The 23,126-nt window shown below is 70.3% G+C and carries 19 protein-coding genes; 8 read left to right on the top strand and 11 right to left on the bottom strand.

From position 1 onward, the window contains the following. On the bottom strand, positions 1-465 hold the full coding sequence (locus AB0B89_RS17075; protein WP_358553312.1) for a hypothetical protein: 465 nt from the start codon (positions 463-465) through the stop codon (positions 1-3). A 117-nt stretch (positions 466-582) separates the two neighbouring features. Here AB0B89_RS17075 and AB0B89_RS17070 point away from each other — a divergent pair, with 117 nt between their 5' ends. Further along, positions 583-885 (top strand): hypothetical protein, encoded by a 303-nt coding sequence (locus tag AB0B89_RS17070; protein WP_358553310.1) that lies wholly within the window; start codon positions 583-585, stop codon positions 883-885. 93 nt (positions 886-978) lie between these two features. Here AB0B89_RS17070 and AB0B89_RS17065 read toward each other — a convergent pair whose 3' ends face one another. Continuing rightward, positions 979-2,325 carry a hypothetical protein gene (locus tag AB0B89_RS17065; RefSeq protein WP_358553308.1) on the bottom strand — a complete coding sequence of 449 codons (1,347 nt, stop codon included), beginning with the start codon at positions 2,323-2,325 and terminating at the stop codon, positions 979-981. A gap of 636 nt (positions 2,326-2,961) precedes the next feature. Between AB0B89_RS17065 and AB0B89_RS17060 the strand changes: the two genes are divergently transcribed. Continuing rightward, on the top strand, positions 2,962-3,315 hold the full coding sequence (locus AB0B89_RS17060; RefSeq protein ID WP_358553306.1) for a hypothetical protein: 354 nt from the start codon (positions 2,962-2,964) through the stop codon (positions 3,313-3,315). Positions 3,316-4,132: 817 nt separating this feature from the next. Here AB0B89_RS17060 and AB0B89_RS17055 read toward each other — a convergent pair. Beyond that, positions 4,133-4,477, bottom strand: a complete 345-nt coding sequence (locus AB0B89_RS17055; protein ID WP_358553304.1) for a DUF6247 family protein — start codon at positions 4,475-4,477, stop codon at positions 4,133-4,135. A gap of 323 nt (positions 4,478-4,800) precedes the next feature. Here AB0B89_RS17055 and AB0B89_RS17050 point away from each other — a divergent pair, with 323 nt between their 5' ends. Further along, on the top strand, positions 4,801-5,256 hold the full coding sequence (locus tag AB0B89_RS17050; protein WP_358553302.1) for an ATP-binding protein: 456 nt from the start codon (positions 4,801-4,803) through the stop codon (positions 5,254-5,256). 165 nt (positions 5,257-5,421) lie between these two features. On the opposite strand, the gene AB0B89_RS17045 is transcribed toward AB0B89_RS17050, so the two are convergent. Both AB0B89_RS17045 and AB0B89_RS17040 read right to left on the bottom strand, forming a co-directional pair. Next, positions 5,422-7,293, bottom strand: coding sequence for a hydantoinase B/oxoprolinase family protein (locus AB0B89_RS17045; protein ID WP_358553300.1), 1,872 nt, complete (start codon positions 7,291-7,293; stop codon positions 5,422-5,424). Then, positions 7,290-9,446, bottom strand: coding sequence for a hydantoinase/oxoprolinase family protein (locus AB0B89_RS17040; RefSeq protein ID WP_358553298.1), 2,157 nt, complete (start codon positions 9,444-9,446; stop codon positions 7,290-7,292). Before AB0B89_RS17040 ends, AB0B89_RS17045 begins: the two co-directional genes overlap by 4 nt. Before the next feature lie 219 nt (positions 9,447-9,665). Between AB0B89_RS17040 and AB0B89_RS17035 the strand changes: the two genes are divergently transcribed. After that, entirely contained in the window at positions 9,666-10,298 is a 633-nt protein-coding gene (locus AB0B89_RS17035; protein WP_358553326.1) for a thymidine kinase, read from the top strand. Between the two features lie 38 nt (positions 10,299-10,336). Here AB0B89_RS17035 and AB0B89_RS17030 read toward each other — a convergent pair whose 3' ends face one another. From AB0B89_RS17030 to AB0B89_RS17020, 3 genes are all read right to left on the bottom strand, one after another. Then, positions 10,337-10,993: a DsbA family oxidoreductase gene (locus AB0B89_RS17030; protein WP_358553296.1), complete on the bottom strand. Its 657-nt coding sequence runs from the start codon at positions 10,991-10,993 to the stop codon at positions 10,337-10,339. A gap of 46 nt (positions 10,994-11,039) precedes the next feature. Continuing rightward, the gene (locus AB0B89_RS17025) at positions 11,040-11,942 is read right to left on the bottom strand and encodes a hypothetical protein (protein WP_358553294.1); all 903 of its coding nucleotides are present in this window, start codon (positions 11,940-11,942) and stop codon (positions 11,040-11,042) included. A 118-nt stretch (positions 11,943-12,060) separates the two neighbouring features. Continuing rightward, positions 12,061-12,768 (bottom strand): carbon monoxide dehydrogenase subunit G, encoded by a 708-nt coding sequence (locus AB0B89_RS17020; protein ID WP_358553292.1) that lies wholly within the window; start codon positions 12,766-12,768, stop codon positions 12,061-12,063. Positions 12,769-13,092: 324 nt separating this feature from the next. Between AB0B89_RS17020 and AB0B89_RS17015 the strand changes: the two genes are divergently transcribed. Then, on the top strand, positions 13,093-15,984 hold the full coding sequence (locus AB0B89_RS17015; protein ID WP_358553290.1) for a BTAD domain-containing putative transcriptional regulator: 2,892 nt from the start codon (positions 13,093-13,095) through the stop codon (positions 15,982-15,984). Between the two features lie 45 nt (positions 15,985-16,029). Here AB0B89_RS17015 and AB0B89_RS17010 read toward each other — a convergent pair whose 3' ends face one another. The 3 genes from AB0B89_RS17010 to AB0B89_RS17000 are packed head-to-tail and all read right to left on the bottom strand — an operon-like array spanning position 16,030 to position 18,852. Further along, positions 16,030-17,334, bottom strand: coding sequence for a tetratricopeptide repeat protein (locus AB0B89_RS17010; RefSeq protein ID WP_358553288.1), 1,305 nt, complete (start codon positions 17,332-17,334; stop codon positions 16,030-16,032). A gap of 11 nt (positions 17,335-17,345) precedes the next feature. Next, a complete protein-coding gene (locus tag AB0B89_RS17005; RefSeq protein WP_358553286.1) occupies positions 17,346-18,074 on the bottom strand; it encodes a hypothetical protein in 729 nt (242 codons plus the stop codon). A gap of 58 nt (positions 18,075-18,132) precedes the next feature. Next, positions 18,133-18,852, bottom strand: a complete 720-nt coding sequence (locus AB0B89_RS17000) for a Crp/Fnr family transcriptional regulator (protein ID WP_358553284.1) — start codon at positions 18,850-18,852, stop codon at positions 18,133-18,135. Between the two features lie 304 nt (positions 18,853-19,156). Between AB0B89_RS17000 and AB0B89_RS16995 the strand changes: the two genes are divergently transcribed. The 3 genes from AB0B89_RS16995 (at position 19,157) to cydB (ending at position 22,988) form a co-directional block, all read left to right on the top strand. Beyond that, a complete protein-coding gene (locus tag AB0B89_RS16995) occupies positions 19,157-20,149 on the top strand; it encodes a polysaccharide deacetylase family protein (RefSeq protein WP_358553282.1) in 993 nt (330 codons plus the stop codon). A gap of 286 nt (positions 20,150-20,435) precedes the next feature. After that, on the top strand, positions 20,436-21,890 hold the full coding sequence (locus AB0B89_RS16990) for a cytochrome ubiquinol oxidase subunit I (RefSeq protein WP_358553281.1): 1,455 nt from the start codon (positions 20,436-20,438) through the stop codon (positions 21,888-21,890). A gap of 9 nt (positions 21,891-21,899) precedes the next feature. Continuing rightward, entirely contained in the window at positions 21,900-22,988 is a 1,089-nt protein-coding gene (gene cydB / locus AB0B89_RS16985) for a cytochrome d ubiquinol oxidase subunit II (protein ID WP_358553279.1), read from the top strand. Positions 22,989-23,126: the final 138 nt, after the last annotated feature.

Here is a 23,126-nt window from a genome sequence, read left to right as displayed (position 1 = left end):
TTAAGATTCAGGTAGGCATGTGGTTTCGCCACTAACCACATAAACTCCACTGGACGAGGAGTCCAGAACCAGGATCGTGTTAAACGAGTCACTGGATACACGGATTGGCTTATCTAGTCCATCTGGACTTACGATCTTGTACGGTGCCACATGATTCAATGCGCCCAACAACATTGAGCGCAGGGTTTCGGAACTTCGCTCGGGAAGATCATTTCCAGTAGCGGCAAAAGTCTGCTTCGCTTTGCCGTCAGCGCAAGCGATGTCTTTGCCACCGGGGTCAGTAATGGTCAGCTCCTGGGCATTTCGTTCCTTGAGCAGCTGGAGTATGTGACTCTTCAAGGTTTGCCCTGCTTGGGCCGCGGTGGGGCCTTTGTCGGATGTGCAGGCAGTTAGGGTCAAGGGCGTGAGCAGTGCGAGTACGGCGGCCTTGCGGCGGAGCTTTACGGGACTGGTCAGGCCGAGCATCGTTTTCGCCTCCAGGTCTGGCCGGGAACCGGTCGAGCCCACATAATCTCAGTGAGAACCCCTGCGCCATCTAGTATCTACAGTTTCATCGATCCTTCCACGCAGCGGGAGCCAGGGTTGCCCCTTGACGACGATCTGGTGCCGAACCCGAAGTATCGGGATCTGGAGACGGCGCTCGCCGCCGTGCGTGCGCACATCCACGTACTGGAGACCGCCCTCGATCCCGTCTGCGCGCAGTTCGGTGGCCAGGCCGTTTGGGTGGGGCCGACCGCGCGGGCCTTCGGAGAAGAACTGAACGGCCGCAGAGCAAGGATCAGAACAGCGGCGCAACACGTCCTCGCCGAGCTTGAGGCAGAGTTGCGCGCCACCCCCACCAAGGTCTCCCGAGCGGCGGCGTCCAGCATGAGTGGTTGGGGTTGACCCATCGCGTTCGCCACGGGTACGGACTGCCAGTCGCCGCCCCAAACGACGGCCGGCCCTGAGTGAACGTAGTGACAGGGTTGAACTACCGGGTCAGGCTCTCGGTGATGACGTGTTCAGGAGGGTCGCCGGGTCCGGTGCTCGTACATCGGCCAGCGCCTCGCGCCAGTCGGCAGTCGCCGCCCCTGTGGGAGCCAGCAAAGCATCGAATTCGTGTGCCCGTAGAACAACGGTGATGCTCTGGTAGGTATGCGGGTCTCGAATCGCGGCCGTGGCGACGCAGCATGCTTCTTCGATTTGCCCCGACTTGGCAAGGGCGCTCGCGTGCGAGAAGCGCACCAATGCCGGGTTAGTGGTCAAGGTCGGATCGAACGCCGCCAACGCCCGAGATGCAGCCCTGCCCGCCCCATCCACGTTGCCGAGGTCTGCCCAACCACGAGCCTCGTAGAACGCCTGCTTCTCTGGAAGGTACGAGAAGACTCCTGGCTGAAGCGTGTCACCACTACATCGATCGAGCGTGCCCCGGGACCTGTCATTCGCCCGCTCAAAAGCAGCGCGATCCCCAAGGGTAGCGTGGGCCAATGCCGCGAACCCCCAGAGCCATGCGATTGCTGGAGTGGCCCCTACCGAGCGTTCCAACCGAGGCATAACACGAGCCAATGTGCCGCGTGGGTCCCCCGCATACGTTGGGAGGTATGCAGAACTCGCCAAGGCGATGTCCGCCATGTAGCGGTCGCCGGCTTCCTCCGCCGCACGAGCAGCTGCTGCGTACCAGCGCCGAGCCAACAGGAAGTTGTTGGTACAGAACATGATTTCGCCCACCACGATGGACAATTTCGAGCCCACCCTCGCGAGTCGGCGCTGCGCCTCTATCGACTGGCGGCCGGTGAGCAACTCCCTGACACTGTTCAACTGAAGCAGCGCCTCTGGCAGGAGCCCGGCGGGCGGAACCTTGACGACTGATTCTCCAAGCCGGTCGGCTTCGTTCTCTAGCGACAGCAGTCGGCCTTCGCCGACGTTGCCGGAATCGAGGACCTGTTCCAGCAGGTCAGGGCCGCGCAAGATGCTCTCGCTTAGGCCAAGGGCCAAGGTGGTCGCGCCGAGTTGGAACACTTCTCGCCGTTTCGTGGCCGCCTCCCGAGGGTCGGGGCGCATGGCATGAACGCCGGAGTCCTTTCCTACAGGGTCGTACGGCGCGAGGAGTTCCGCAACGGTGTGGCCGGGAAACATCCGCTCCAGGACCCGGCAATGGTCGGCATGCGGCTTGGTCTTCAGGTGGCCTTTGAGCCAGCGACCGAAAGCCTCCCGGCTCGGCGACGACCCGATCAGGTTGCGATCGAGGCTCCGGGCCACCTTGTCGTACTCCAAGCAGAACGCCCGATGCGTCTCCTGATGGCGCTTCATCAGCAACACCTTCAGCAACGTCTGCCGACCAGACATGGGCGATACCCACCCTCCGCTATCGATCGCCTACAATAAGTCACCTCTGCACACGGTAAAGCTTCTCACCACCGCGTTCAGCTTCTTTCCTACGACGACACAGACAAGACACACCGGCGACAGCCCGATGACCTGTCACGAACCGGACCGCTCCGCGTGATCCTCAGCGGCCCGACCCGAGCTACGCAAACGGCCCGAATTGAACCGGTACACGAAATCACCGGACACCCCGAGGCAGACAGGGGTGACCCAGGCACATCATCGGAGCCACTCCGCGCGGCGCCCAGACCCCCAAACGGCGACTGGCCCTGGGCGAACGTAGTGAAAGGGCTGAGATAGCGGCTCCCGCTTCATCCCGTATTAGCCAGAGTCGATTTCACCCTAAGTAGCAACCCAGCTCCGGACGGTTACGAGATGATGACCGCGTGCATCCCCCCGCATCGACTTTGGCCGGATACATCGACGAATCGATCCACACCGGTGCCCGCCTGTACGTGATCGGTCTCGTAGTGGCGGACCCGGGCATCGCGGACGTCATCAGACGTCACCTGTCGGCACTGGTTCCCTCCATCGCCCGCCGCACTGGGCGATGGAGGACGAGCCGACCCGTGCTGCACTGATCAAGGAGACGGTGCCATGCCGGTCGAAGCACATGTGTACGGCTGCCGCTTCGAACGGCCGAAGCGCAAAGAAGCCGCGCGAGCGCGTGCCCTGACGTGGCTGGCGCAGGACCTGCCGCGCCAGGCCCGTGAGGTCGTGGTGGCCGAGCGGGAGGCAAGCCAGGACCGACAGGACCGGAAGGTTCTTGGCGGGCTGGCAGGACGACCGGCGCGCTTCGCGTACCGGCATGCTCCCTATGCGAAGGAGCCGCTACTCTGGCTGGCGGACGTCATCGTGAGCAGCACGGCCAAACTGCTGGCACTCCATGAGGACGTGACGGGCCGGGGACTTGACTCCGTGCTCGAATACATCGGCTGCGAGCCCGAGTAGTCTGCGAACACGCGAAAGCCGGGCCACCACCTGCGGAGGTTAACCCGGCTCCACTTCATGACCCCGAGTGGGCCATGCATCACCCATGGTAGCCGGGCCGTCGCAGCGTCTGTCAAGCCGATAGCCCACATGGCCGAGGAACACCGCGCTCATCACGTCCCGCCCTGTCAGTTATACGGCTCGCGTCTGGCGATACTCGGGTCGTGCCCGCCGCTTGCTCCGTTCTCGGGCTGACCAGGGCCGGTCGGCGAGTATCGCTTACCGTCGATGGCCCACACCATGGGCTTGGAGCGGTCGTTCGCCCAGGCGGCCCGGACATTCCGGAAACCCAGCAGACCCAGACCTTGCTGGAGAATCTGGAGCAGCTTTACCACTGACGCAACCCGCCCCGACCTAGGCATACCGTCCATGGCGATCTCTCGCGTCCGGGCTCGTCCATGGCCGTTGTCACCCAGATATCACTCAGCCACGGTCCAGGCGAGGGGTTGAGGGACACTATGCATGCCTAGACATGGAACCTGGGCAGTTGGAGCTCGATATGATCTTCAACTGGATAACAAAGATCAAGCTACATCCACTGCACGCGGACGATGTATACCTCGCGTTGGGGCTCCAACACTAGATAGGTCACGAGTCCACGCTCTCCAAACGGCATGACCCGCATGTTGCCATCGGGCTTGCTGGGCGCTTGCGGTCCGCCGGCCCAGGGCTCCAGCTCAACCAAGTCCAGCACCCCGACCAGATACCGTATGGCATCCTCGGGGAGGGCCGCGATCTGTTCTTGAGCGACAGGATCGGGCTCAACGATCGAGTACACCTACCGCTCGACCCCGCGCTCAGCCAGCAGTTGGCGCCACGTCTTGTCTCCCCGAGGGAGCGGCTTGCCGACGTCAGCCAGTTTCTGGACACGGGCAGACCGCTCGTAGAGATCTCTACGACCCTGCGGATCCTTGATCGAGTCGCACGCGATAAGCCACCAGGTATGGATGAACTCGCTTAGCCGGCCGAGGTCCAAACTGGCGCGGACCTCAGCCAAGACGACGTCAAGACCCGCGTCGAACCCATCTCGGTCCTGCGGCACGACCAACGCTCTGCGGATGGCGCGCAGATTCTTCTCCGGCAGGGGGCCTTCGGGGGTGAACTCGTGCGGTTGCGCGCTCATGCCGCCAGTGTACTAACAGGTACTTAGCGCGGCCCAGCCAATCGCAGGACCTTACGCAACATCGAGTGGCCACTCATCGCTCCCGAAGCCGCCAAGGTGGAAGCTGCCGCCCCACTCTCTCAGTCGGCCTGTGGGAGGGAGCTGACCACCGACGAATCGATGCCGGCTCCACCCACACCGTGAAGACTGACGTGCTACGGCACGGAAGGGACACGGGAGGGACAGTTCCACGACCTTTCGCGGCGCAGCGGAACGCTGCTGGCAACCTCCTCCGCTTCCTAGCGTCACCGCCGAACGACAAGCGAGTGATGGAGGTAGCGCAGATGCCCGGTGAAGACGCCGGAGCGGGCCTGTGGGGGCACTGGGACAGTGATACGAGGCGCGGACGCCTGAGCGCCGGGGTCCGGTCGCTGGAGAAGGCGGTGTTCCGGGCCGGGGAGGTGAACGTGGGTGAGGCGCGGCTGTGGATACGCAAGGTCCTCGACGGTCATCCGCGCTGTGACGACGCGGTGCTCCTGCTGTCGGAGGCCGTGACCAACTCGGTGGTCCACACCCGTTCCACGGTGATCGGGACGGTGGTGCGCATGGAGGAGGACGGCCGCGTACAGATCGAGGTCGTCGACGACGGCGCGGAGACCATGCCCTCCACCTGCCGCCACTCCCCCGGCGACCTCGTGGAGTCGGGACGCGGGATCGCGCTGATCCGCGCACTGTCGGACCGGTGGGGGTTCAGCGAGGAGAGCCCCCGCTGCGTCGTCTGGTTCGTCCTCGATCCGTAGTGGTTCACGGGACCCGGGGCGGAGGCCGGGCGGACCCCGCCGCCGGCCTGCCGCTTCACATGTCGGTGGCGGCCCGCCACCGGCCTGCCGCGTCACGTGTCGGGGGCGGCCCGCCACCCGCCTGCGGCGTCATGGTGTCGGCGTCGGCCTGTGGCGGGCGTGGCGTCAGGTGTCTACGTCTGCCTGTGGGCGGCCGCCGGACAGGAGCGGGTAGCCGGGTCCCCGGTCGAAGAATGCGGGTGGCCGCGCGGTACGGAGCTCCGCGCGGAGCCTCTCCGTGGCGTCGAGGTCGACCCGAGGTTCCCCGCCCGAACCGGCCGAAGCGTCCGAACCGGCCGAAGCGTCGGAGTCGCCCGGGTCGTGCAGGATGACGCCGTAGTCGTCGTGGGCCGCTTTCGCCGAGACCTTGCCGTCGCGGACGTCCGCCGCCACCAGCGCCGGGTCGCGGTCGTACGGTGAGCCCCAGCCGCCGCCCCCGGTGGTCCTGACCCGGACGATCTCGCCCTCCTTCACCGGGAAGTCGTCGACGAGCCCCTCCATCTCCCGGTCGCCGACGGTCACGAGGAACGGACGTCCGGCCCTGCCGCCGTTCACTCCCCAGCACGCGAGGATCGAGCGGTCGGCGATGGACATGAACGAGGCGTCCCGCAGCATGCGGATGTGCTTGTCGTACCCGAGACCGCCGCGGTAGAGCCCCGGGCCTCCGGAGTCGCGGGCGAGCCCGAGCCGCTCCACCCGGAAGGGCCAGCGCGACTCGGCGAACTCCACGGGGATGTTGCGCGAGTCGGGGACGACGTGGATCGTGTCCTCCCCGTCGGCGTACCAGCGTCCGCCCGAACCGCCGCCGAGCACCTCCCTCATGAGGTACGGCCGGCCCTCGTGGTCGTCCCCGTACACGCCGGTGTAGCGGATGGTCTCCTGGTCGGCGGGCATGCGCCCGCCGGTGGCCTTGGCGAGCACCCCGGCGAGCACGCCGAGCAGGCGCAGGATGACGAAGGTACGGGCGTTCGTCGGCGCCGGGAAGATCGGCGTCAGCAGGGTCCCCTTCTCGGGGAACCTCATCTCGATCAGCGGCACGACGCCCTCGTTGACGTCCAGCTCCGCCATCCGCTCGGGGGTGTCGGCGAGGTTGCGGAGGATCGGCGCCAGCCACTTCTTCAGGAACACCCCGTCGGCGTAGTCGCCGGCGTGGTTGATCGGGCCCTTGGCCTGCGGCGAGGTGCCGGTGAAGTCGATGACGAGCGGCTTGTCCGCCGCGTGGTCGACGGTCAGCGTGATCCGCTGGGCGTGCAGTCTCGGCTCGTCCACGCCGTCGTGCTCGGCGTAGTCCTCCCAGACGTGGACCCCCTCGGGGATCTTGGCGAGCAGCTCGCGGCGGAACGTCTCGGTGGTCTTGGAGATGATCGCGTCGAAGCACGCCTCGACCGCGGCCCTGCCGTACCGGCCGAACAGCTCGCCGAGGCGGCGGGCTCCCATCAGGCAGGCCGAGCACTCGGCGTCGAGGTCCCCGGCCAGGGAGTCGGGCATGCGGGAGTTGCGGGTCATGATGGTCAGGGCGGCGCGGTTGGGCTCGCCGCGGTCCCACAGCTTGATCGGGGGGACCATCAGCCCCTCCTCGAAGGCGCTGCGCGCGTGGGAGGGCATCGAGCCGGGCACGGCCCCGCCGATGTCGTCGTGGTGGCCGAACGCCTGCACGAACGCGACCACCTCGCCGTCGTGGAACACCGGCACGGTGACGCACAGGTCAGGGAGGTGGCCGATGCCGCCCTCGGACAGGTAGACGTCGTTGTGGAAGAAGACGTCACCGGGGTTCATCTCGGATACCGGGAAGTCGCGCACGATCGGCTGGACGAGGGCGGAGTACGAGCGACCGGTCAGCTTGCGCAGCCGTACGTCGTGGATTCCCGCCCGGAAGTCGTGCGCGTCACGGATCATCGGGGAGCGGGCCGTGCGGGCGATCGCCGTCTCGACCTCCATCTCCACCGACGCGAGCGTCCCTTCGACGATCTCGACCAGCACCGGGTCAACCGTTGTCACTCGCCCGCTCCGTCCTTGTGCGCGGTGGTCCGGCGGACCACGAGGTTGGCGTGCCGGTCCACCTCGGCGGTGAAGCCCGGATGCAGGGGCAGCGTCGAGCCATACTCCTCGATCACCGCGGGCCCGGTGACGACGTCACCGCGGCGCAGGTCGCCGCGCCGGTGGACGGGCGCGGTCCACCAGCCGTTCTCCTGGAGCGGCGAGTCCGGGTCCTCGTCGAAGTACACCAGCCGGTCAGCGGGGGGCACGCTCACCGCGTCACCGGCCGCGGGAAGCCCGCGGGACTCGGGAAGCGCGCGGAGCTCGGGAAGCCCGTGGGACTCGGGAAGCGCGCGGAGGTCGGGGAGCTCGGGGATGGCCGGGCGGGTGATGGGGCCGATGCCGGAGACCCGCAGGTTGACCCATTCGACGGCGTGCCGGGGATCGTCGCGGTAGCCGTACCCGTAGAGCTTGTGGTGGGCCTCGTGGAACCGGTCGAGCACCTCCGCGCGCCACGCCTCGTCTACCGGACCGGCGGGGGCGGGCACGCGCACCTCGTACGCCTGGCCGTAGTAGCGCAGGTCGGCGCTGCGCGCGTAGACGTGCCGGTCGCCGGGGAAGCCCTCGCGGTCGAGCGTGGCGGCGGCCTGGGCCTCCAGCTCGCCGAGGATGCCCGCCGCCGTGTCCAGGGAGAGGTCGCGGGTGACGTGCGTGCGGACGTAGTCGTTCTTCACGTCCACCGTGAGCAGCCCGAACGCCGACACGTTGCCGGGGTTGGGCGGCACGACGACCGCCGGGACGGACAGGATGTCGATCAGACGGCAGACCAGCAGCGGCCCCGAGCCGCCGAAGGCCACCATCGGGAAGTCCCGCACGTCGAGCCCGCGCTTGACGGTGATCTGCCTGATGGCGTTCGACTGGTTGAAGGCGCTGATCTCAAGGACGCCGACGGCCGTGCGCTCGGGCGACAGGCCGAGCTTGCCCGCGAGCGCCTCGATGCCGGCCCTGGCCGCGTCCGCGTCCAGGGGGATCTCGCCGCCGAGCAGGTGGGGCGGCACGCGGCCGAGGAAGACGTGCGCGTCGGTGACCGTCACCTCGGTGCCGCCCTTGGCGTAGCAGATGGGGCCCGGGTCGGCTCCGGCCGACTTCGGCCCGACCTTCAGTGTGCCCTCGGGGGAGATCCACGCGATGGAGCCGCCGCCCGCGCCGACGGTCACGATGTCGATCATCGGGATCTTGCACGGGTAGCGGCCGATGGAGCCCTCGGTGGTGAGGGTGGGCTCGCCGTCGACCACGACCGCGACGTCCGTCGAGGTGCCGCCGCCGTCGAGGGTGATGACCGAAGGGTGCCCGCCCGTGCCCGCGATGAGCGCGGCGCCCAGCGCGCCCGCCGCCGGGCCCGACAGCACCGTCGTGATCGGCTGGTGGACCACCTCCGTCGCCGACAGCACCCCGCCGTTGCTCTTCATCACCGAGAACGGCATGCCGAGGCGCGAGGACAGGTTCGCGATGTAGCGCCGCATGGTGGGCTTGACCGCCGCGTCGACCAGGGTCGTGACCGAGCGCTCGTACTCGCGGTACTCGCGGAGCACGTCGCTCGACAGGGACACGACCGCGTCGGGATGCTCCCGCTCCAGCACGTCGCGCATGCGCCGCTCGTGCGCGGGGTTGGCGTACGAGTGCAGGAAGCACACGCCGAGCGCGGTGACGCCGCGGTCGCGGAACCACCGTGCCACCCGCACGGCCTCCTCCTCGTCGAACGGCCGCACCTCCTCGCCGAGGTGGTCGAGCCGCCCGCCGACGGTCCTCACCCGGTGTACGGGCACGATGCGCGGCGGCTTGACCCAGAAGTATGAGTTCCCGTAGCCGTCCGGCACGCTCTGCCGGGCTATCTCCAGGATGAACTCGAAGCCCTCGGTGGTGACGAAGCCCAGGTCGACCGGGCGGTCTTCGAGCAACTGGTTGGTCGCCACGGTCGTGCCGTGCACGATGCCGCCGACCTCCGACAGGCTCCTGCCGGCCAGGACCTTGTGCACGCCGTTCATGAACCCGTCGGCGGGGTTGGCCGGAGTGGAGGGGGTCTTGGTCGTGATGATCTCACCGGTCTGCTCGTCCACCGCGACCACGTCGGTGAACGTGCCCCCGGTGTCGACGCCGATTCGGACGCTGCGCATGCCTTCAGTGTCTACTGAACCCCTCCGGATTCAGGAATCAGCAACAACCGCCAAGGAATCATCCACCCGTAGGCAGATCTCGCTTCCCCCATCGTCACCGCGTCCTCGCAGGCCATGGGCGCCACCGTCGGCCGCCCCGGGCGTCTTCCTACTCCGTCACGCGTCGACCCGGCCGGAGGGATGAGCGACCGAACTGTATGCTGACGCCCCGTGAGTGAAATGTCCGCCCTATCCGCCGCGCCCGCACATCCCCACCGCGACGGCGTTCTGAGGTTCTTCCACGGCCCCATGGACTGCGGGAAGTCCACGCTGGCGCTGCAGATGAACTACAACCACGGCCGCCAGGGCAGGCGGGGGCTGGTGCTCACCAAGCACGACCGTTCGGGCGGACCTCAGGTCACCAGCCGTATAGGGCTCGGGCTCGAAGCCATCGAGGTCCTCGACGACCTCGACCTGGTGGAGCTCGTACGGGCGCACGACCCCGTCGACTACCTCATCTGCGACGAGGCGTGCTTCTACACGGTCGCCCAGATCGAGCAGCTCGCCGACCTGGTCGACGCGCACGGCGTCGACGTCTACGCGTTCGGCCTGGCCTCGGACTTCCGGTCGCGGATGTTCCCGGCGGCGCAGCGCCTGTTCGAGCTGGCCGACGAGGTGTCGCGGTTGCAGGTCGAGGTGCTCTGCTGGTGCGGGCGCGAGGGCAGGCTCAACGCCCGCGTCGTCGACGGGATCATGGCCCGCACCGGTGAGCAGGTTGTCATCGCCGACACCGACGGCGCGCAGGTGCACTACCGCGTGCTGTGCCGCCGGCACTACCGCACCGGCGACCTCGGCGTCGCGGTCCACGCCTAGCGTTCGCTCGCCTGCGAGAAGCCTTCGGGCCAGGAGCCTTAAACCGAGCAGGTGTCGCCCTGGTCCGGCGGCGCCTGGCCGGTGAGGGAGGCGACCTCCCGCAGGGCGGCGAGCAGCGTGTCCTCGGGTTGCGCGCCCGAGACGGCGTACTTGCCCTCGAAGAGGAAGAGCGGCACACCGCTGATGCCGAGCTCACGGGCGCGGTCGAGCTGCGCGCGGGTCTCCTCGGCGCCGTCCTCGCCGTCCAGGGACACCTGGACCCCCTCCTCGGCGGCGAGCCGGGCGAGGGTCTCGCGGCTGCCGATGTCCAGGCCGTCGCTGAAGTAGGCGCGGAACAGGCGCCGGGCCATCCGCTCGCCCCTGCCCTGTTCCGTCGCGGCCAGGATGAGCCGGTGGGCGTCGAAGGAGTTCGCCTGGACGGCCCGGTCCATGTGCAGGTCGAGGCCGGACTCGGCCGCTACCCCCGTCACCCGCCCGGTGAGCTCCCGCACCTTGTCGGGCCCGCCGAACCTGCGCTCCATCCACGTGCTGAGCGGCTCCCCGAGGGACTCCGCGTCCGGCGCGAGCTGGAAGGGGCGCAGCCGCACCTCCACCTCGCCGCCCTGCTCGCGGTAGCGCTCGGCGGCGCGGGTGAAGCGCGTATGGCCGATGTAGCACCAGGGACAGACGACATCAGAAAAGATCTCAACCTTCACAAGATGCTCAAACCCCAAGTATCAGGCGAACATTCCGGGGCGCCCGTCAGGGAGCGGAGGAGATGTCGTCCATACGGGCCGCGAGCTGCTCGGGGTCGCCGCCGAGCAGTGCCGAGGTCGCGCGCCACCAGGCGAACCACTCGCCGCTGCGCCACATCCAGTCGACGCGCTCGACCGCGGCGATGACGTCGCCCTTCGCCTGCCACCACGGACCGACCTGCTCGCCCGTGGCGCCGTGGCGCAGCGCCCAGTGACGTAGCCGCTCGGCCGCGTGCTGGTCGACGGTCACGGCATACGGGTCGGGGTCCTCGCCGGGAAGCGGGTGAGGGCCGAGCCCCGCCGCCACTCCCCAGCTCCACTGGGCCTCGGCGGGCCCTGAGTAACGCAGCGTGGCGAAGTCGAGGTTCGACCCGAGCCCACCGCCGGGCCGCTCCAGCACCACGGCGTCCAGGCGCCCGCCGGCGTCGAACGAGACGACCAGGCGCTGCCCGGGGATGACCTCCTCGGGGAGGTCGATCCGGTCCTGCTCCTGCCAGGAGTTGAGGTCGACCGACGCGACCGGCGCGCCCCACGCCACGTCGGCGGTGTCGTCGGCGATCCAGGCGGCCAGCATCTCCAGCACCGTGAGGTCGGTCCACGGCTCGATGGCGGTGTTGGCGGCCAGTACCTCGTCGGGGGCCGGGATCTTCCCGCCGCGCCCGGCCGTCCACCATCCCGTGCCGAGCGCGCCGGTGCCGATGAGCAGGCCGGCGATCGCGGCGAGCTCGGAGGACCGCCTGGTGAGCGCGGCGCCCTGCGCCAACTCCACACAGCGCGCCATGCGGTCGTCGCCGAGCGCGGCTCTGGCCTCGCTCAGCAGCAGCGCAGCGGTCGGATGCTCCTCACCCAGGAGGTCGTGGATGAGTCGCCGGGCCTCCGATCGAGCATCCTCTGCACGGAACTCACGCATATCACCACGTTACGCCCGGAGATCCTCTTCCGCGAGGTTCCGTAACAACCCTGGGATCTACCTGTCACGTACGCGCGTGAACGTTGCCGGGAACAGGCGAAGGATCTAAGCAGGGCCGCTAGCGCCCGCGGCCGGTGCGCCCGAGCAGCCATCCGATGACGGCGCTGCCGAGGGCGATGCCCGCGCCCATGCCGAAGGCCGTCAGCACCGGCCAGACCGGGGCGCCGCCGCGCGACCGCTCGGACGCCTCGCCGCGGGGCCGTTCGAACACCTGCCCGGCCTCGGGCCGCTCCGCCGCCTGGCTCCTGCCGCCGTTCGCGGAGGGGACGGGCGGGGTCGCGGAGGGGACGGGCGCCAGGCCGCCGGGAACCACCGCCGGAGCGAGGCCGTCCTGGAGGTGCTGCTCGACCGCGGTGAAGAACTCCCCGGCGGTCTTCTTCGCGACGGAGCCGAGCATGCGCTGGCCGACCCCGCCGATCATGCCGCCGACGACCGCCTCGGCGTCGTAGTCGACCCGGGTCGCGCCGCCATCGACCTCGCTCAGCGTGATGCGCACGGTGGCGTCCACGGTGCCGGGGGCTCCGGCGCCCCGCGCGCGCAGCGTGAACCGCTCGGGCTCCTCGGGGTCGGAGAGCGCGACCTCACCCTGGTAGATGCCCTTGATGGAGGCGACGCCCGCGCTGACCGTCATGCGGTAGGTGTCCCCGCCCGTGGCCTCCAGCCGCTCGCACCCCGGGATGGTGCGCACCAGGACCGCCGGATCCTGCAGGGCGGCCCAAACGCGACCCCGGTCGACTCCGACCACGGCACTGCCAACGACCTTCATGGACACCTCCGATGCCGAGAGACTAGAGACCCACCCGCGACGCGGATAAGGGCAACTTCTGCCCGCCGATGACGCCGGGCGTCGTCAGGTCTCGCTGGCTCACTGCCATCCGTCTCACGTGGGGATCACGCTAACACCGGCGTGACGCGGCCGCCTTTGAAGGCCACCACGGCCATTCCAGGGACAATCAGGGACATTATCCCGATAACGTCCCGACTTCGGCCCAGATTCATGAGCGGTCTTCGTCTTACCGTGAGTTCGGGATATAACTAGCCAATTGTTCCGCAGCTGCGGAGGGGGCGACACGCTGGGGGGCGGATCACCGTGAGTGCTCAAACGACGGGGCTTCACTTCTCTGTCCTGGGGCCGCTCACCGCGACCCGCGACGGGGAGGTACTCGACCTCGGGGGCAACCGCGTCAAGGCGGTCATCGCGACTCTCCTCATCGCCCAGGGCAAGATGGTGACGGCCGAGCGGATCGTCGAGGCGGTCTGGGGGGAGCAGGCGCCGAACAGCGTCATGGCGAGCCTGTATTCCTATATCACCAAACTCCGCAAATCCCTCGAACCCGACCGGCCGTCGCGGTCCCCCACCGGCATCCTCGACCGCCAGGGACCCGGGTACGTACTGCGCGTCAGGCCCGATTCGGTGGACGCCGAGCGCTTCGCCGCGCTGGCCGAGCGCGGCGCCCGGCTGCTCGTCGACGACCCGGCCACCGCGGCCGACAGCCTCGCGACCGCGCTCGGGCTGTGGCGCGGGCCCGCGTACGTCGACCTCGGCGACAGCGACGTGGCCACGGCCGAGGTCGCGCGGCTGGACAACGCGCGGCTGGCCGCCCGCCAGGACCACGCGGCGGCCCTCCTGGCCGTGGGCACCGCCGTCCTGGCCGTGGGCGAGCTGGAGCCCCTGGTCCGCGAGCACCCGCTCGCCGAACGCTCCTGGGAACTGCTGGCCCTCGCCCTGTATCGCACGGGACGGCAGGGGGACGCGCTCGCCGCGCTGCGCACCGCGCGCGAGCGTCTGATCGACGATCTGGGCGTGGATCCGGGCCCCTCCCTGCGCGCCATGGAGGCGGCGGTGCTCCAGCAGGACCCCGGCCTGGATTGGCAGCGTCCCCGCGAGACCGTGGCGCTCGCCGAGCCGGCCGAGCAGCGGGAGGCCCCCGGACCTCGCCTTCCCGCGCCACTGACCCGCCTCATCGGAGGCGAGGGCGCGGTGAGCACGGTGAAAGGCCTCCTCGCGACGCAACGCCTGGTGACGATCACCGGCGCCGCCGGCACGGGCAAGAGCCGCATGGCCCTGGAGGTCGCCCACCAGCACGCGGACCAGGCGGAGGGCGAAGGGCCGTGGCTGGCCCTGCTCGCCGACGTGGCCGACGAGGCGCTGCTCCCCGGCGCCATCGGCGCGGCGATGGGCACGGCGATCACCAAGAGCGCGGACGAGCTCGCGGCCTCGATCGGCGACCGCGAGATGCTCCTCGTGCTGGACAACTGCGAGCACCTGATCGACGCCGTCGCCGGCCTCGCCGAGAGCCTGCTGTCCCGGTGCCCCGGCCTGCTGCTGCTGGCCACGAGCAGGGAGCCGCTGTCGATCACCGGGGAGGCGACCTGGGATCTGCCGCCGCTGGATCCCGGCGGCGCGGGCGTCGAGCTCTTCGTGGAACGCTGCCAAGCCGTACGTCCCGGCTGGCGGCCCCGGCACGCCGAACGCCAGCTGATCTCCCAGATCTGCCAGGAACTGGACGGCCTGCCCCTCGCGATCGAGCTCGCGGCGGCCCAGACGCGCATCCTGTCGCTCCAGCAGATCGAAGAGGGGCTCAACGACCGCTTCTCGCTGCTGGCCGGCGGGTCGCGGACCGCTCCCGCGCGCCATCGCAGCCTTGAGGCGGCCATCGAGTCGAGCGTGAGCCTGCTCACCCCGCCCGAGCGGCGGCTCCTCGGCTGCCTCAGCGTGTTCGAGGGCGGGTTCGACCTGGAGGGTGCCGAGCGGCTGGACGACAGGCCGCCCGTGCTGCCCCGGCTGAGCGGGCTGGTCTCCAAATCGCTCGTCACCGTGGACGGCGCGGGAGGGCCCCGCCGCTACCGCATGCTGGAGACGATCCGGCGGTACGCGATGCGCGCCCTGACCGGAGACGAGCGGTCCGGCTGGGCGAACCGGCACGTCGCGTGGGCGGTAGAGCTGGCCGAGACCGCCGACCGCCGGCTGCGGACGTTCGACGGCGAGCGGTGGATGCGCAGGCTCCGGCACGAGCAGGCCAACATGCGCACCGCGCTCGGCCACGCCCTCACCGCAGGCGACGGGGACTCCGCGCTGCGGATCTCCACGGCGCTGGCCTGGCACTGGTACCGCGCCGGGAACGTGCATGAGGGCATCGGGTGGCTGACCAAGGCCCTGGACTCCGCCGGCCCCGACCATCCCAGCCGCGGGCAGGCCCTCATCGGACGGGCGCAGCTCCGCTACCTCGCCGGGGATCCGATCACCGGCAACGACGACGTCGAGGTCGCGCTGCGGCAGGCCGAGGCCGCGGGCGACATCGAGGTCATGGCCCGCGCCCTGCCCTACAGGGGGTACTTCCTGCAGCTCAGCGGCAACCCCAGCCAGGCGCAGCTCGCCCTGTCGGAGGGGTGGAAGCACGTACGGGCCGCCGGGCTGCCCTGGGTGGAGGCGGAGCTCATGATGGTGCGCGGGCAGATCACCCGCGTCGCCGGGGACCCCGCGCTCGCCGCCGGGCAGCTCCTGCAGGCGGCCGACATCGCCGAGGCGTGCGGCCACGACTGGGCGTACTGCTCGTCCGGCTGGGTCGGCGCGAAGGTCGCCATGGACCTCGGCGAGGCCGACCGGGCCGTCCAGGAGGCGGCGCGGCTGGTGGTGTACCTCGACCGCACCGAGGACATGACCTTGTGGCTGGCCTGCGCCCACGTGCTGGCCGGGGCCCTCGGCATGGCGGGCCGGGCGATGGAGGGCGCCGTGCTGCTCGGCGCGGTGTCGGCCATCGGCTCCCGCGTGGGCCACTCGCCCCAGCTGATGGACCCGCTCGACGGCCCGCGCAACGTGGCCGTCGTGCGCGCCACCCTCACGGTGGAGGCGTTCGAGGAGGCGACGGCGATGGGGGCGAGCCTCAGCAAGGAGGACGCCACCTCGATGGCCCGCCGCCTCCTCGTCCGCTCCCCCGGCGTCGAGGAGCACCGGACGGCACTCCGCGTCGACCGCTCCTGACCCCCGGGGCGGGCCCGGAGTACCCGCGCGGAACCGATGTGGCGCTCACGGGGTGCCGGGGGACTCTTCCGGGTTCCGGGTCATCGCCGTTCCGCCGTTGAGGCTGTACGGGCGGCGGGGTCCGGACACGATCGCGCGGTGCCCGGCGGCGACGCCGTTGTAGGAGCGGTTGCCGGGCCTCGGGCGCTCCTCCGCCGTCCGCCGGCGCTCCCAGGCCGCAAGGCGCCGCCGCGGCTCGGCCCCGTCGAGGAGGCGCGCCTCTCCCATGGCGGCCAGGGTGACGTTTCCGTACGCTCCGGCGAAAGCCCCGCTCAGCAGGCGCGCGATCAGCTGATGGTCGGCAGGGCGCACCTTGGACACGGCCTCCCGGATGTGCCGCCGGAAGGCGTCGAGGTCGTGCAGTTCCTCGTCGATCATCGCCAGGTTCAACGGCGGGCAGGGGCTCTCCGGGCAGAGCCGAGCGGCCCTGAGGAGGAAGGCCCGTGCCCGGTCGTGGTCCTTGGGCGGGTCGAGCGCGATGAGCGCCGCCTCCACCAGCAGCCCCCCGGCCGCCTCCCGCGCCTCCGCCCCCACGGGCTCCTCGGGCCGCGCGTGCCGGGGCTCGGGGCGCGGCGCCTGTACGACCTCCGCGAGCGACCCCTGTACGGGCTCCGCGCGGGAGGCGCGGCCGGGCGGGGCGATGAGGGAGCTCCCGTGTTCGAGCAGTTCGAAGGCGGCGGCGCGGTCGCTGTCCGCGAGCACCCGCGCCAGGGAGATCCACGCCTCGGCCACCAGGGGCCGGTGGGCGAGGACGGTCTGGAACGCGCGCTGGGCCCCCGGCTCGTCCCCCATCTCCGCCAGGCACGTGCCGAGCAGATACCAGGCGAGGGGCGCCGGATCGACGCCGGGATCGGGGAACACGGCCACCGACGCCGTCAGCTCGGCCGCCGCCTCGGAGTACCGCCCGAAGTACAGACGCAGGCGCGCCCGCTGGATCCCCACGCGGGCACGCCTGCGCGGATCCACCACCACCGCGTCCGCCAGGTCGAGCGCCCGCGCCGCGTCCTGGAGGCTCACGCCGTGGTCGATCCAGATCTGCGCGGCGTTCGTCAGCGCTACAGGGTCGTTCGGTGACAGCCGCAGCAGGGCGCCGTACCGCCGCAGGGCCTCGGCGGGCATGCCGTCGGCGTGGTGCAGGATCGCCGCGTTCAGCTCCTCTCCGTACTGGCGCCGTTGCCACTCGGCCGGCTCACGCCCGTGCTCGTCCCTGAGCCGGAGCGACGCCCTGTGCGAGTGCAGCGCCCGTACGACGGCCAGTCCGGCGACGGCGATGAGCGGTCCCATGCCGTTCCCGACGTCCTCGCCGTCCATGGCCGTTTCCGTCAGTACTCGTCGATGTTGACGATGGGGCCCGTCAGGCCGGCGCTCATCCGCGCGGGGGTGACGCGGACCCGGGGCGGGAGGTCGCGCCCGCCCCGGGCGGCGTCCGGCACGCTGATCCACGCCTCGGTGACGACGTCCTTGGAACGCACGGTCACCCGGCGGAACAGGTGCCTTCTCAGGTCGCGGTGCTCGTGCTCGATGACGTCCTCGAAAAGCTGCGCGGACAGGATGACGGCCAGGTCGGCGTCCGGATGCTCGTCGAGCGCCCCCCGCAGCTCGTCGCTGTCGCGCAGGCGGCACACCATGTTCACGGCACTGCCGGTGAAGCCGCCGTCGCCCACCCGCGTCGGACCCTGGTGGAACGCCACGCGCAGCCGCAGCCGTACGGGCGCGTTCCTGCCGAGATGGCGGTTGTGCTGGCGCAGGGCGACGCGCAGCTCACCGGCGAACCCGGCGATCGCGCGGGCCTCGTTCACCCCCGACGGCAGCAGCAGCACCAGCCCCTCGCCCTGCTCCCCCCGGAACATGACGGTCGCGGTCCCCGGCTGGGCGGGCTCGCGCCACTCGGTGAAGTAGAGCCGGTCGAGTCCCGCCTGCCCGCTCGCCTCGGCGATCACCTCGACGAGACGGCGGCGGAGCTCCTCCTGCCCGGGATCGTTCCATCGGCCGCGATTCTGGACGTCGAGGGCGATGCAGAGCCGACGGACCTCACCGCTCAGGTCGTTCACCGGTTCTCTCCTTTGGACGGGGCGGGACTGCTGGAGCTCACACAGCGTCCCGCTCCGGTCACGCCGGAACCTCATAATCCAACGGGTTGTCGCCGAGTCCGGCGAAGGTCTGCAGCCTGCGGATGTCGTGGACGACGATGCGGCGGTAGCCCGTGCCGACGACCCCGGCCCTGCGCAGCACGGTCAGGGCCTTGTGCACCGTCGGGTCGGCGGCTCCCACGAGCGCGGCGAGCTCCGGCTGCGTGAAGGAGACACCGATCATGATGCCCTCGTTCACCGGCTCGCCGTACGAGCAGGCCAGCTCGACGAGGATGCGGGCCAGCCGTGTGAGGGTGGAGAACGTGCCGTACTCGACCCGGCGGCGGGTGGTCCAGCGCACCTTGGTGACCACCGCCCGGTTGACGGCGAGCGATGCCTCGGGACAGCGGCCGAGGAACGTTACGAAGGCCTCCTGGGAGATGAGCCGCACCAGGCAGGGGCCCGCCGCGGTGACGGTGGCCGCCCGGGGACGCCCGTCCAGGGCCGCGAACTCCCCCACGAGATCGCCGCCGACGCGTACCCCCAGCAGCGCGACCTTGCCGCTCTCGGTGTTCGCCGTGATCTTGACGCAGGCGTCCACGAGGAGGAAGACGTCGGTCGCCCTGTCCCCTTCGAGGATCATCGTCTCGCCCGCGGTGAACTGCCGGGGGCGCCCCAGCCCGAGCAGTTCGTCCCTGGCGGCATCGCCGAGGCCGCCGAGGAGGCTGCCGCGCGGCCATGGGCCTACCTTGCGAATCACACGGCGCCGCCCGGGTTCGGGGCCGTTCATGGTGATCCTCCCAGCGTGATGGTGGCCGGCTCGCGGCCGATGGACGACGCCCGGACCCCCACCCGAGCTTTCCGGCGATGAGGAAGGCCACGTCCACGGTGATCCGAGGAGCTGGGCGGCCGTCCTCGCCTGAGCGCGCCGTCCTTTCCGCGCGCTCGGGGTGCCGCGATTTTCGTTCGCCCTACGACTATGGGCGGAGGTCCTTGCGAAGACCTTGCGGCTGGGTGACGGGCCCCCGGCCGTGATCTCGGGTTTGCGGCAGAGGATCACCGCGATGGCAAGATGGCTCACCATGATCTGGGGACGGAAGGCGTTACGCGTCGCGCTTGGAATTGGACTTGTCGGGATATGTTCGGCGAGCGGCACCGTCCTCCCCGCCACCTCCGACGCCGCGCCACCCCTCCCCACCACGCCGCCCCTCCCCACCGCGCCGGACGCGACCGCCGTACCGGACGCGACCACCGCCTCGGACCCGGCCGCTGCCCCTGACCCGGCTGCCGCGGCGAGCCCGTCGCCCCCCTCGCGGGTGGGGGCGCTCCCCCGGCCCGGCGAGGTGGACCGCGTACGGAAGCGCGCCGGACGGCTCCCTGTGGTCACCGCCATCCCGACCAGGCGCAAGGTCGTCTTCCTCACCATCGACGACGGCTGGGAGCAGGACCTCGGGTTCGTCGAGCTGGTCAGGGAACGGGCGGTCCCGATCACCGTGTTCGCCATGCGCGACGCGGTGGAGGCCAGGGGCGTGCCCGACCCCTCCGCCGCCGGCGGGCACTACGTGGGCGCGGGCAAGTGGTCCTACTTCCGCGAGCTGCGCGACCTTGGCGTGCCGATCGAGGACCACACGCTCACCCATCCGAACCTGTGGGGTCTCGGCTACGCGGCCCAGAAGGCCGAGATCTGCGGCTCCGCCAAGGTCATCGCCAAGCGGATCGGGCGCCGCCCCACGCTCTTCCGCCCGCCCTTCGGCAACTTCAACGACACCACCCTCCGCGCCGCCAAGGCGTGCGGCCAGTCGGCCCTGCTCCTGTGGACGGCCAGCGTCCAGCCGGGCGGCAAGATCTCCTACCAGGCCCCCGACAAGAAGCTCCACCCCGGCGACATCCTGCTGCTGCACTTCCGCGCCGATCTGGCCAGGGACTTCCGCGTCCTGCTCGACAAGATCGAACGGCGCGGCTTCGAGCTCGGCGATCTGGACGCCTACCTCAGGGCCGCCGGATTCCTGCCTCCGGCTCCACCGGGGGGCGTACCCGCGAGTCAGCCTGTGGAGTGACGCCATACGGGCGGCCGGGAACGATCATTGGACAGGCCGCCGGGAACGCCCGGGGTCCATCCGGGGAAGACGGGGCGCGAGTCCCTTGTGACCGGGGCGCCCCGGCGAGCATTCTCGGTTCCGCGGGGACCGGGTGCCGCGAGTGGGGGCCGGTGTGCCTGTGGGGGGCCGCCGGGCCGATGTGACGAAGATCGCATGACTCGCGGCACCCTCAAATGCTCTACAGCCTGTAGTACTACCTAAAGTAGAACTACGACGTGTAGAGCTCCTGACCCGTGAGGGGAAGATGGACGCATTGGACCTGGCTCGGTGGCAGTTCGGGGTCACCACCGTGTACCACTTTCTCTTCGTACCCCTGACGATCGGCCTCGGCGTCTTCGTCGCCGGGCTGCAGACGGCCTGGCACCGCACGGGCAAGGAGCACTACCTCAGGCTGACCAGGTTCTTCGGGAAGCTGTTCCTGATCAACTTCGCGATGGGCGTGGTCACGGGCATCGTCCAGGAGTTCCAGTTCGGGATGAACTGGAGTGAGTACTCCACCTTCGTGGGCGACGTGTTCGGGGCGCCGCTGGCGATGGAGGCGCTGCTCGCGTTCTTCCTGGAGTCGACCTTCCTCGGCCTGTGGATCTTCGGCTGGGAGCGGCTGCCCAAGCGGATCCACCTGGCGTGCATCTGGGCCGCCGCCATCGGGTCGAACCTGTCGGCGTACTTCATCCTCGCGGCGAACGCCTGGATGAAGCACCCGGTGGGCTACGAGGTGGTCGACGGGCGGGCCAGGATGACCGACCTGTGGGCCGTGCTGACCAACTCCACGGCCACGGCCCAGGTCCCGCACGTGATCGCGGCGGCCTTCATCGTCGCCGGAGGGTTCGTCGTCGCGGTGAGCGGCTACCGGATCCTGCGCGAGCGGCGCCTCGCCGCCGACGGGGACGCGACCGTGCCCCTCACCAGGGTGGCGCGCGGACGGGCCGCCGGCCGCGTCCCGCGCGACCCGGCCATGTGGCGGACGAGCCTTCGCGCCGCGCTGGTCATGACGGCGATCGCCGGAGTGGTCGCCGCGGGCAGCGGCGACCTGTCGGGCCAGCTCCTGCGCGAGCAGCAGCCCATGAAGCTCGCCGCCGCCGAGGGGCTGCGGCACGACGTCGAGGGCGCGCCGTTCTCGCCCGTGCCGGGCCTTGAGGTGCCGAAGGTGCTCAGCCTGCTCGCCGCGCACGACCCGGACGCCGAGGTCCAGGGCCTCGACGACCTCCAGAAGCGGTACGAGGAGCAGTTCGGCCCCGGCGACTACCAGCCCAACGTGCCGGTCGTGTTCTGGTCGTTCCGGGTCATGATCGGGTTCGGGCTCGCCACCGTGGGCCTGTCGGTCCTCGGGCTCTGGCTGACCCGGCGCCGCCGCGCGACGCCCGCGTGGTTCGCCAGGGCCTGCCTGCTGGCGCTCCCGCTGCCGCCCCTGGCGATGATCGCCGGATGGCTGCTCAGCGAGATCGGGCGGCAACCCTGGACCGTCCAGGGCGAGTTGCTCACGGCGGCGAGCGTCTCGCCGGGGGTCACCCTGAGCGAGGTGGCGATCTCCCTGGCGATCTTCACGCTCCTGTACGGGGTGCTGGCAATCGCCGAGGCCAGACTGCTGGTGCGGCACATCAAGGCGGGACCCGAGCCCGTCGAGCCGTCCGTCGACCCCCGCCTCCCCGACGACCTCGACGCCGAGGCCGCCCGCCTCGCGCCGACCCTGATGTACTAGGAGACCGCCATGGAGCTCACCACCTTCTGGTTCCTGGTCGTCGCCTTCCTGTGGACCGGCTACTTCGTGCTCGAAGGCTTCGACTTCGGCGTCGGCGCGCTGCTCCCGCTGCTCTCCCGCGACGAGGCCGAGCGCGAGCAGATGCTCGCCACGATCGGCCCGGTCTGGGACGGCAACGAGGTCTGGCTGATCACGGCCGTGGGCGCCATGTTCGCGGCCTTCCCGGTCTGGTACTCGGGGCTGCTCAGCGGGTTCTACCTGCCGCTGGTCATGGTCCTGATCGGGCTGATCGTGCGCGGCGTCGCCCTCGAATGGCGCGGCAAGGTCACGGCGCGGGAACGCGTCCTGTGCGACGCGGGCATCGTGACCGGGAGCGTGCTGACCGCCTTCCTGTGGGGAGCCATCTTCGGCAACCTGCTGTACGGCACCACGGCGGCGACCGTGCTGGGCGGCGCTCTCTCGCTGTCGCTGGCCGTCCTGCACGGCGCGGTGTTCGTCGCCCTGAAGACGGCCGGGCCGCTCCGCGCCAGGGCGCGCCGCGCCGCGCTCGCGGTGGCGGCGCCCGCCCTGCCGATCGCCATCGTGGCGCTCCCCGGCCTCCCGTCGGCGGGACCGGCGGCCACCGCGGACGCGGCCGGCCAGGCCGGTACGGCCGGTCAGGGCACGGCCGGCCAGATGGGTACGGCCGGTCAGATGGGTACGGCCGGTCAGATGGGTACGGCCGGCCAGATGGGTACGGCCGGTCAGATGGGTACGGCCGGTCAGGCTCAGGTGGACGGCGTCGGCTGGACCTCGCATCCGCTGCTGTGGGTGGCGGCCCTGGCGGCCATGATCGCCCTGGCCGCCGCCGTCGCGCTGATCTGGCGCCACCGCGAGGGCTGGGCGTTCACCGCCACCGCCGCGTCCATCGTGCTGATGACCGGCGCCCTGTTCGGGACGCTGTGGCGGGCCCCGCTCCCCGGCCTCACCGTCGCGGAGGCGGCCTCCGGGCCGTACACGCTCGGCGTCCTCACCTGGATCGGGCTGATCGCGCTGCCGTTCGTGCTGGCCTACCAGGGCTGGACGTACTGGGTGTTCCGTAAGCGCGTCACGGTCTGAACGCCCCTACCAGGGCTTGACGTACCCGGTGATCCGCAGGGGCGTCACGGTCTGAACGTCCCACGGTCGCGCCCTGCCCGGCCGCCCCCACCCCCACACCTACACCCACCCCCAGCGCCACTCCCTCGGAGGACGTGC

Origin of the sequence: Sphaerisporangium sp. NPDC049002, from assembly GCF_040649355.1 — a bacterium.
Classification (GTDB): domain Bacteria; phylum Actinomycetota; class Actinomycetes; order Streptosporangiales; family Streptosporangiaceae; genus Sphaerisporangium.
This window is presented reverse-complemented; position numbering and strand designations above follow the sequence as displayed.

Excerpts from the sequence above, each read along its gene's own strand:
- AB0B89_RS17065 (WP_358553308.1), bottom strand. The coding sequence starts at position 2,325 with ATGTCTGGTCGGCAGACGTTGCTGAAGGTGTTGCTGATGAAGCGCCAT.
- AB0B89_RS17050 (WP_358553302.1), top strand. The coding sequence starts at position 4,801 with ATGCCCGGTGAAGACGCCGGAGCGGGCCTGTGGGGGCACTGGGACAGT.
- AB0B89_RS17060 (WP_358553306.1), top strand. The coding sequence starts at position 2,962 with ATGCCGGTCGAAGCACATGTGTACGGCTGCCGCTTCGAACGGCCGAAG.
- AB0B89_RS17055 (WP_358553304.1), bottom strand. The coding sequence starts at position 4,477 with ATGAGCGCGCAACCGCACGAGTTCACCCCCGAAGGCCCCCTGCCGGAG.
- AB0B89_RS17035 (WP_358553326.1), top strand. The coding sequence starts at position 9,666 with ATGTCCGCCCTATCCGCCGCGCCCGCACATCCCCACCGCGACGGCGTT.
- AB0B89_RS16995 (WP_358553282.1), top strand. The coding sequence starts at position 19,157 with ATGGCAAGATGGCTCACCATGATCTGGGGACGGAAGGCGTTACGCGTC.
- AB0B89_RS17010 (WP_358553288.1), bottom strand. The coding sequence starts at position 17,334 with ATGGACGGCGAGGACGTCGGGAACGGCATGGGACCGCTCATCGCCGTC.
- AB0B89_RS16990 (WP_358553281.1), top strand. The coding sequence starts at position 20,436 with ATGGACGCATTGGACCTGGCTCGGTGGCAGTTCGGGGTCACCACCGTG.
- cydB (WP_358553279.1), top strand. The coding sequence starts at position 21,900 with ATGGAGCTCACCACCTTCTGGTTCCTGGTCGTCGCCTTCCTGTGGACC.
- AB0B89_RS17020 (WP_358553292.1), bottom strand. The coding sequence starts at position 12,768 with ATGAAGGTCGTTGGCAGTGCCGTGGTCGGAGTCGACCGGGGTCGCGTT.
- AB0B89_RS17075 (WP_358553312.1), bottom strand. The coding sequence starts at position 465 with ATGCTCGGCCTGACCAGTCCCGTAAAGCTCCGCCGCAAGGCCGCCGTA.
- AB0B89_RS17040 (WP_358553298.1), bottom strand. The coding sequence starts at position 9,446 with ATGCGCAGCGTCCGAATCGGCGTCGACACCGGGGGCACGTTCACCGAC.
- AB0B89_RS17025 (WP_358553294.1), bottom strand. The coding sequence starts at position 11,942 with ATGCGTGAGTTCCGTGCAGAGGATGCTCGATCGGAGGCCCGGCGACTC.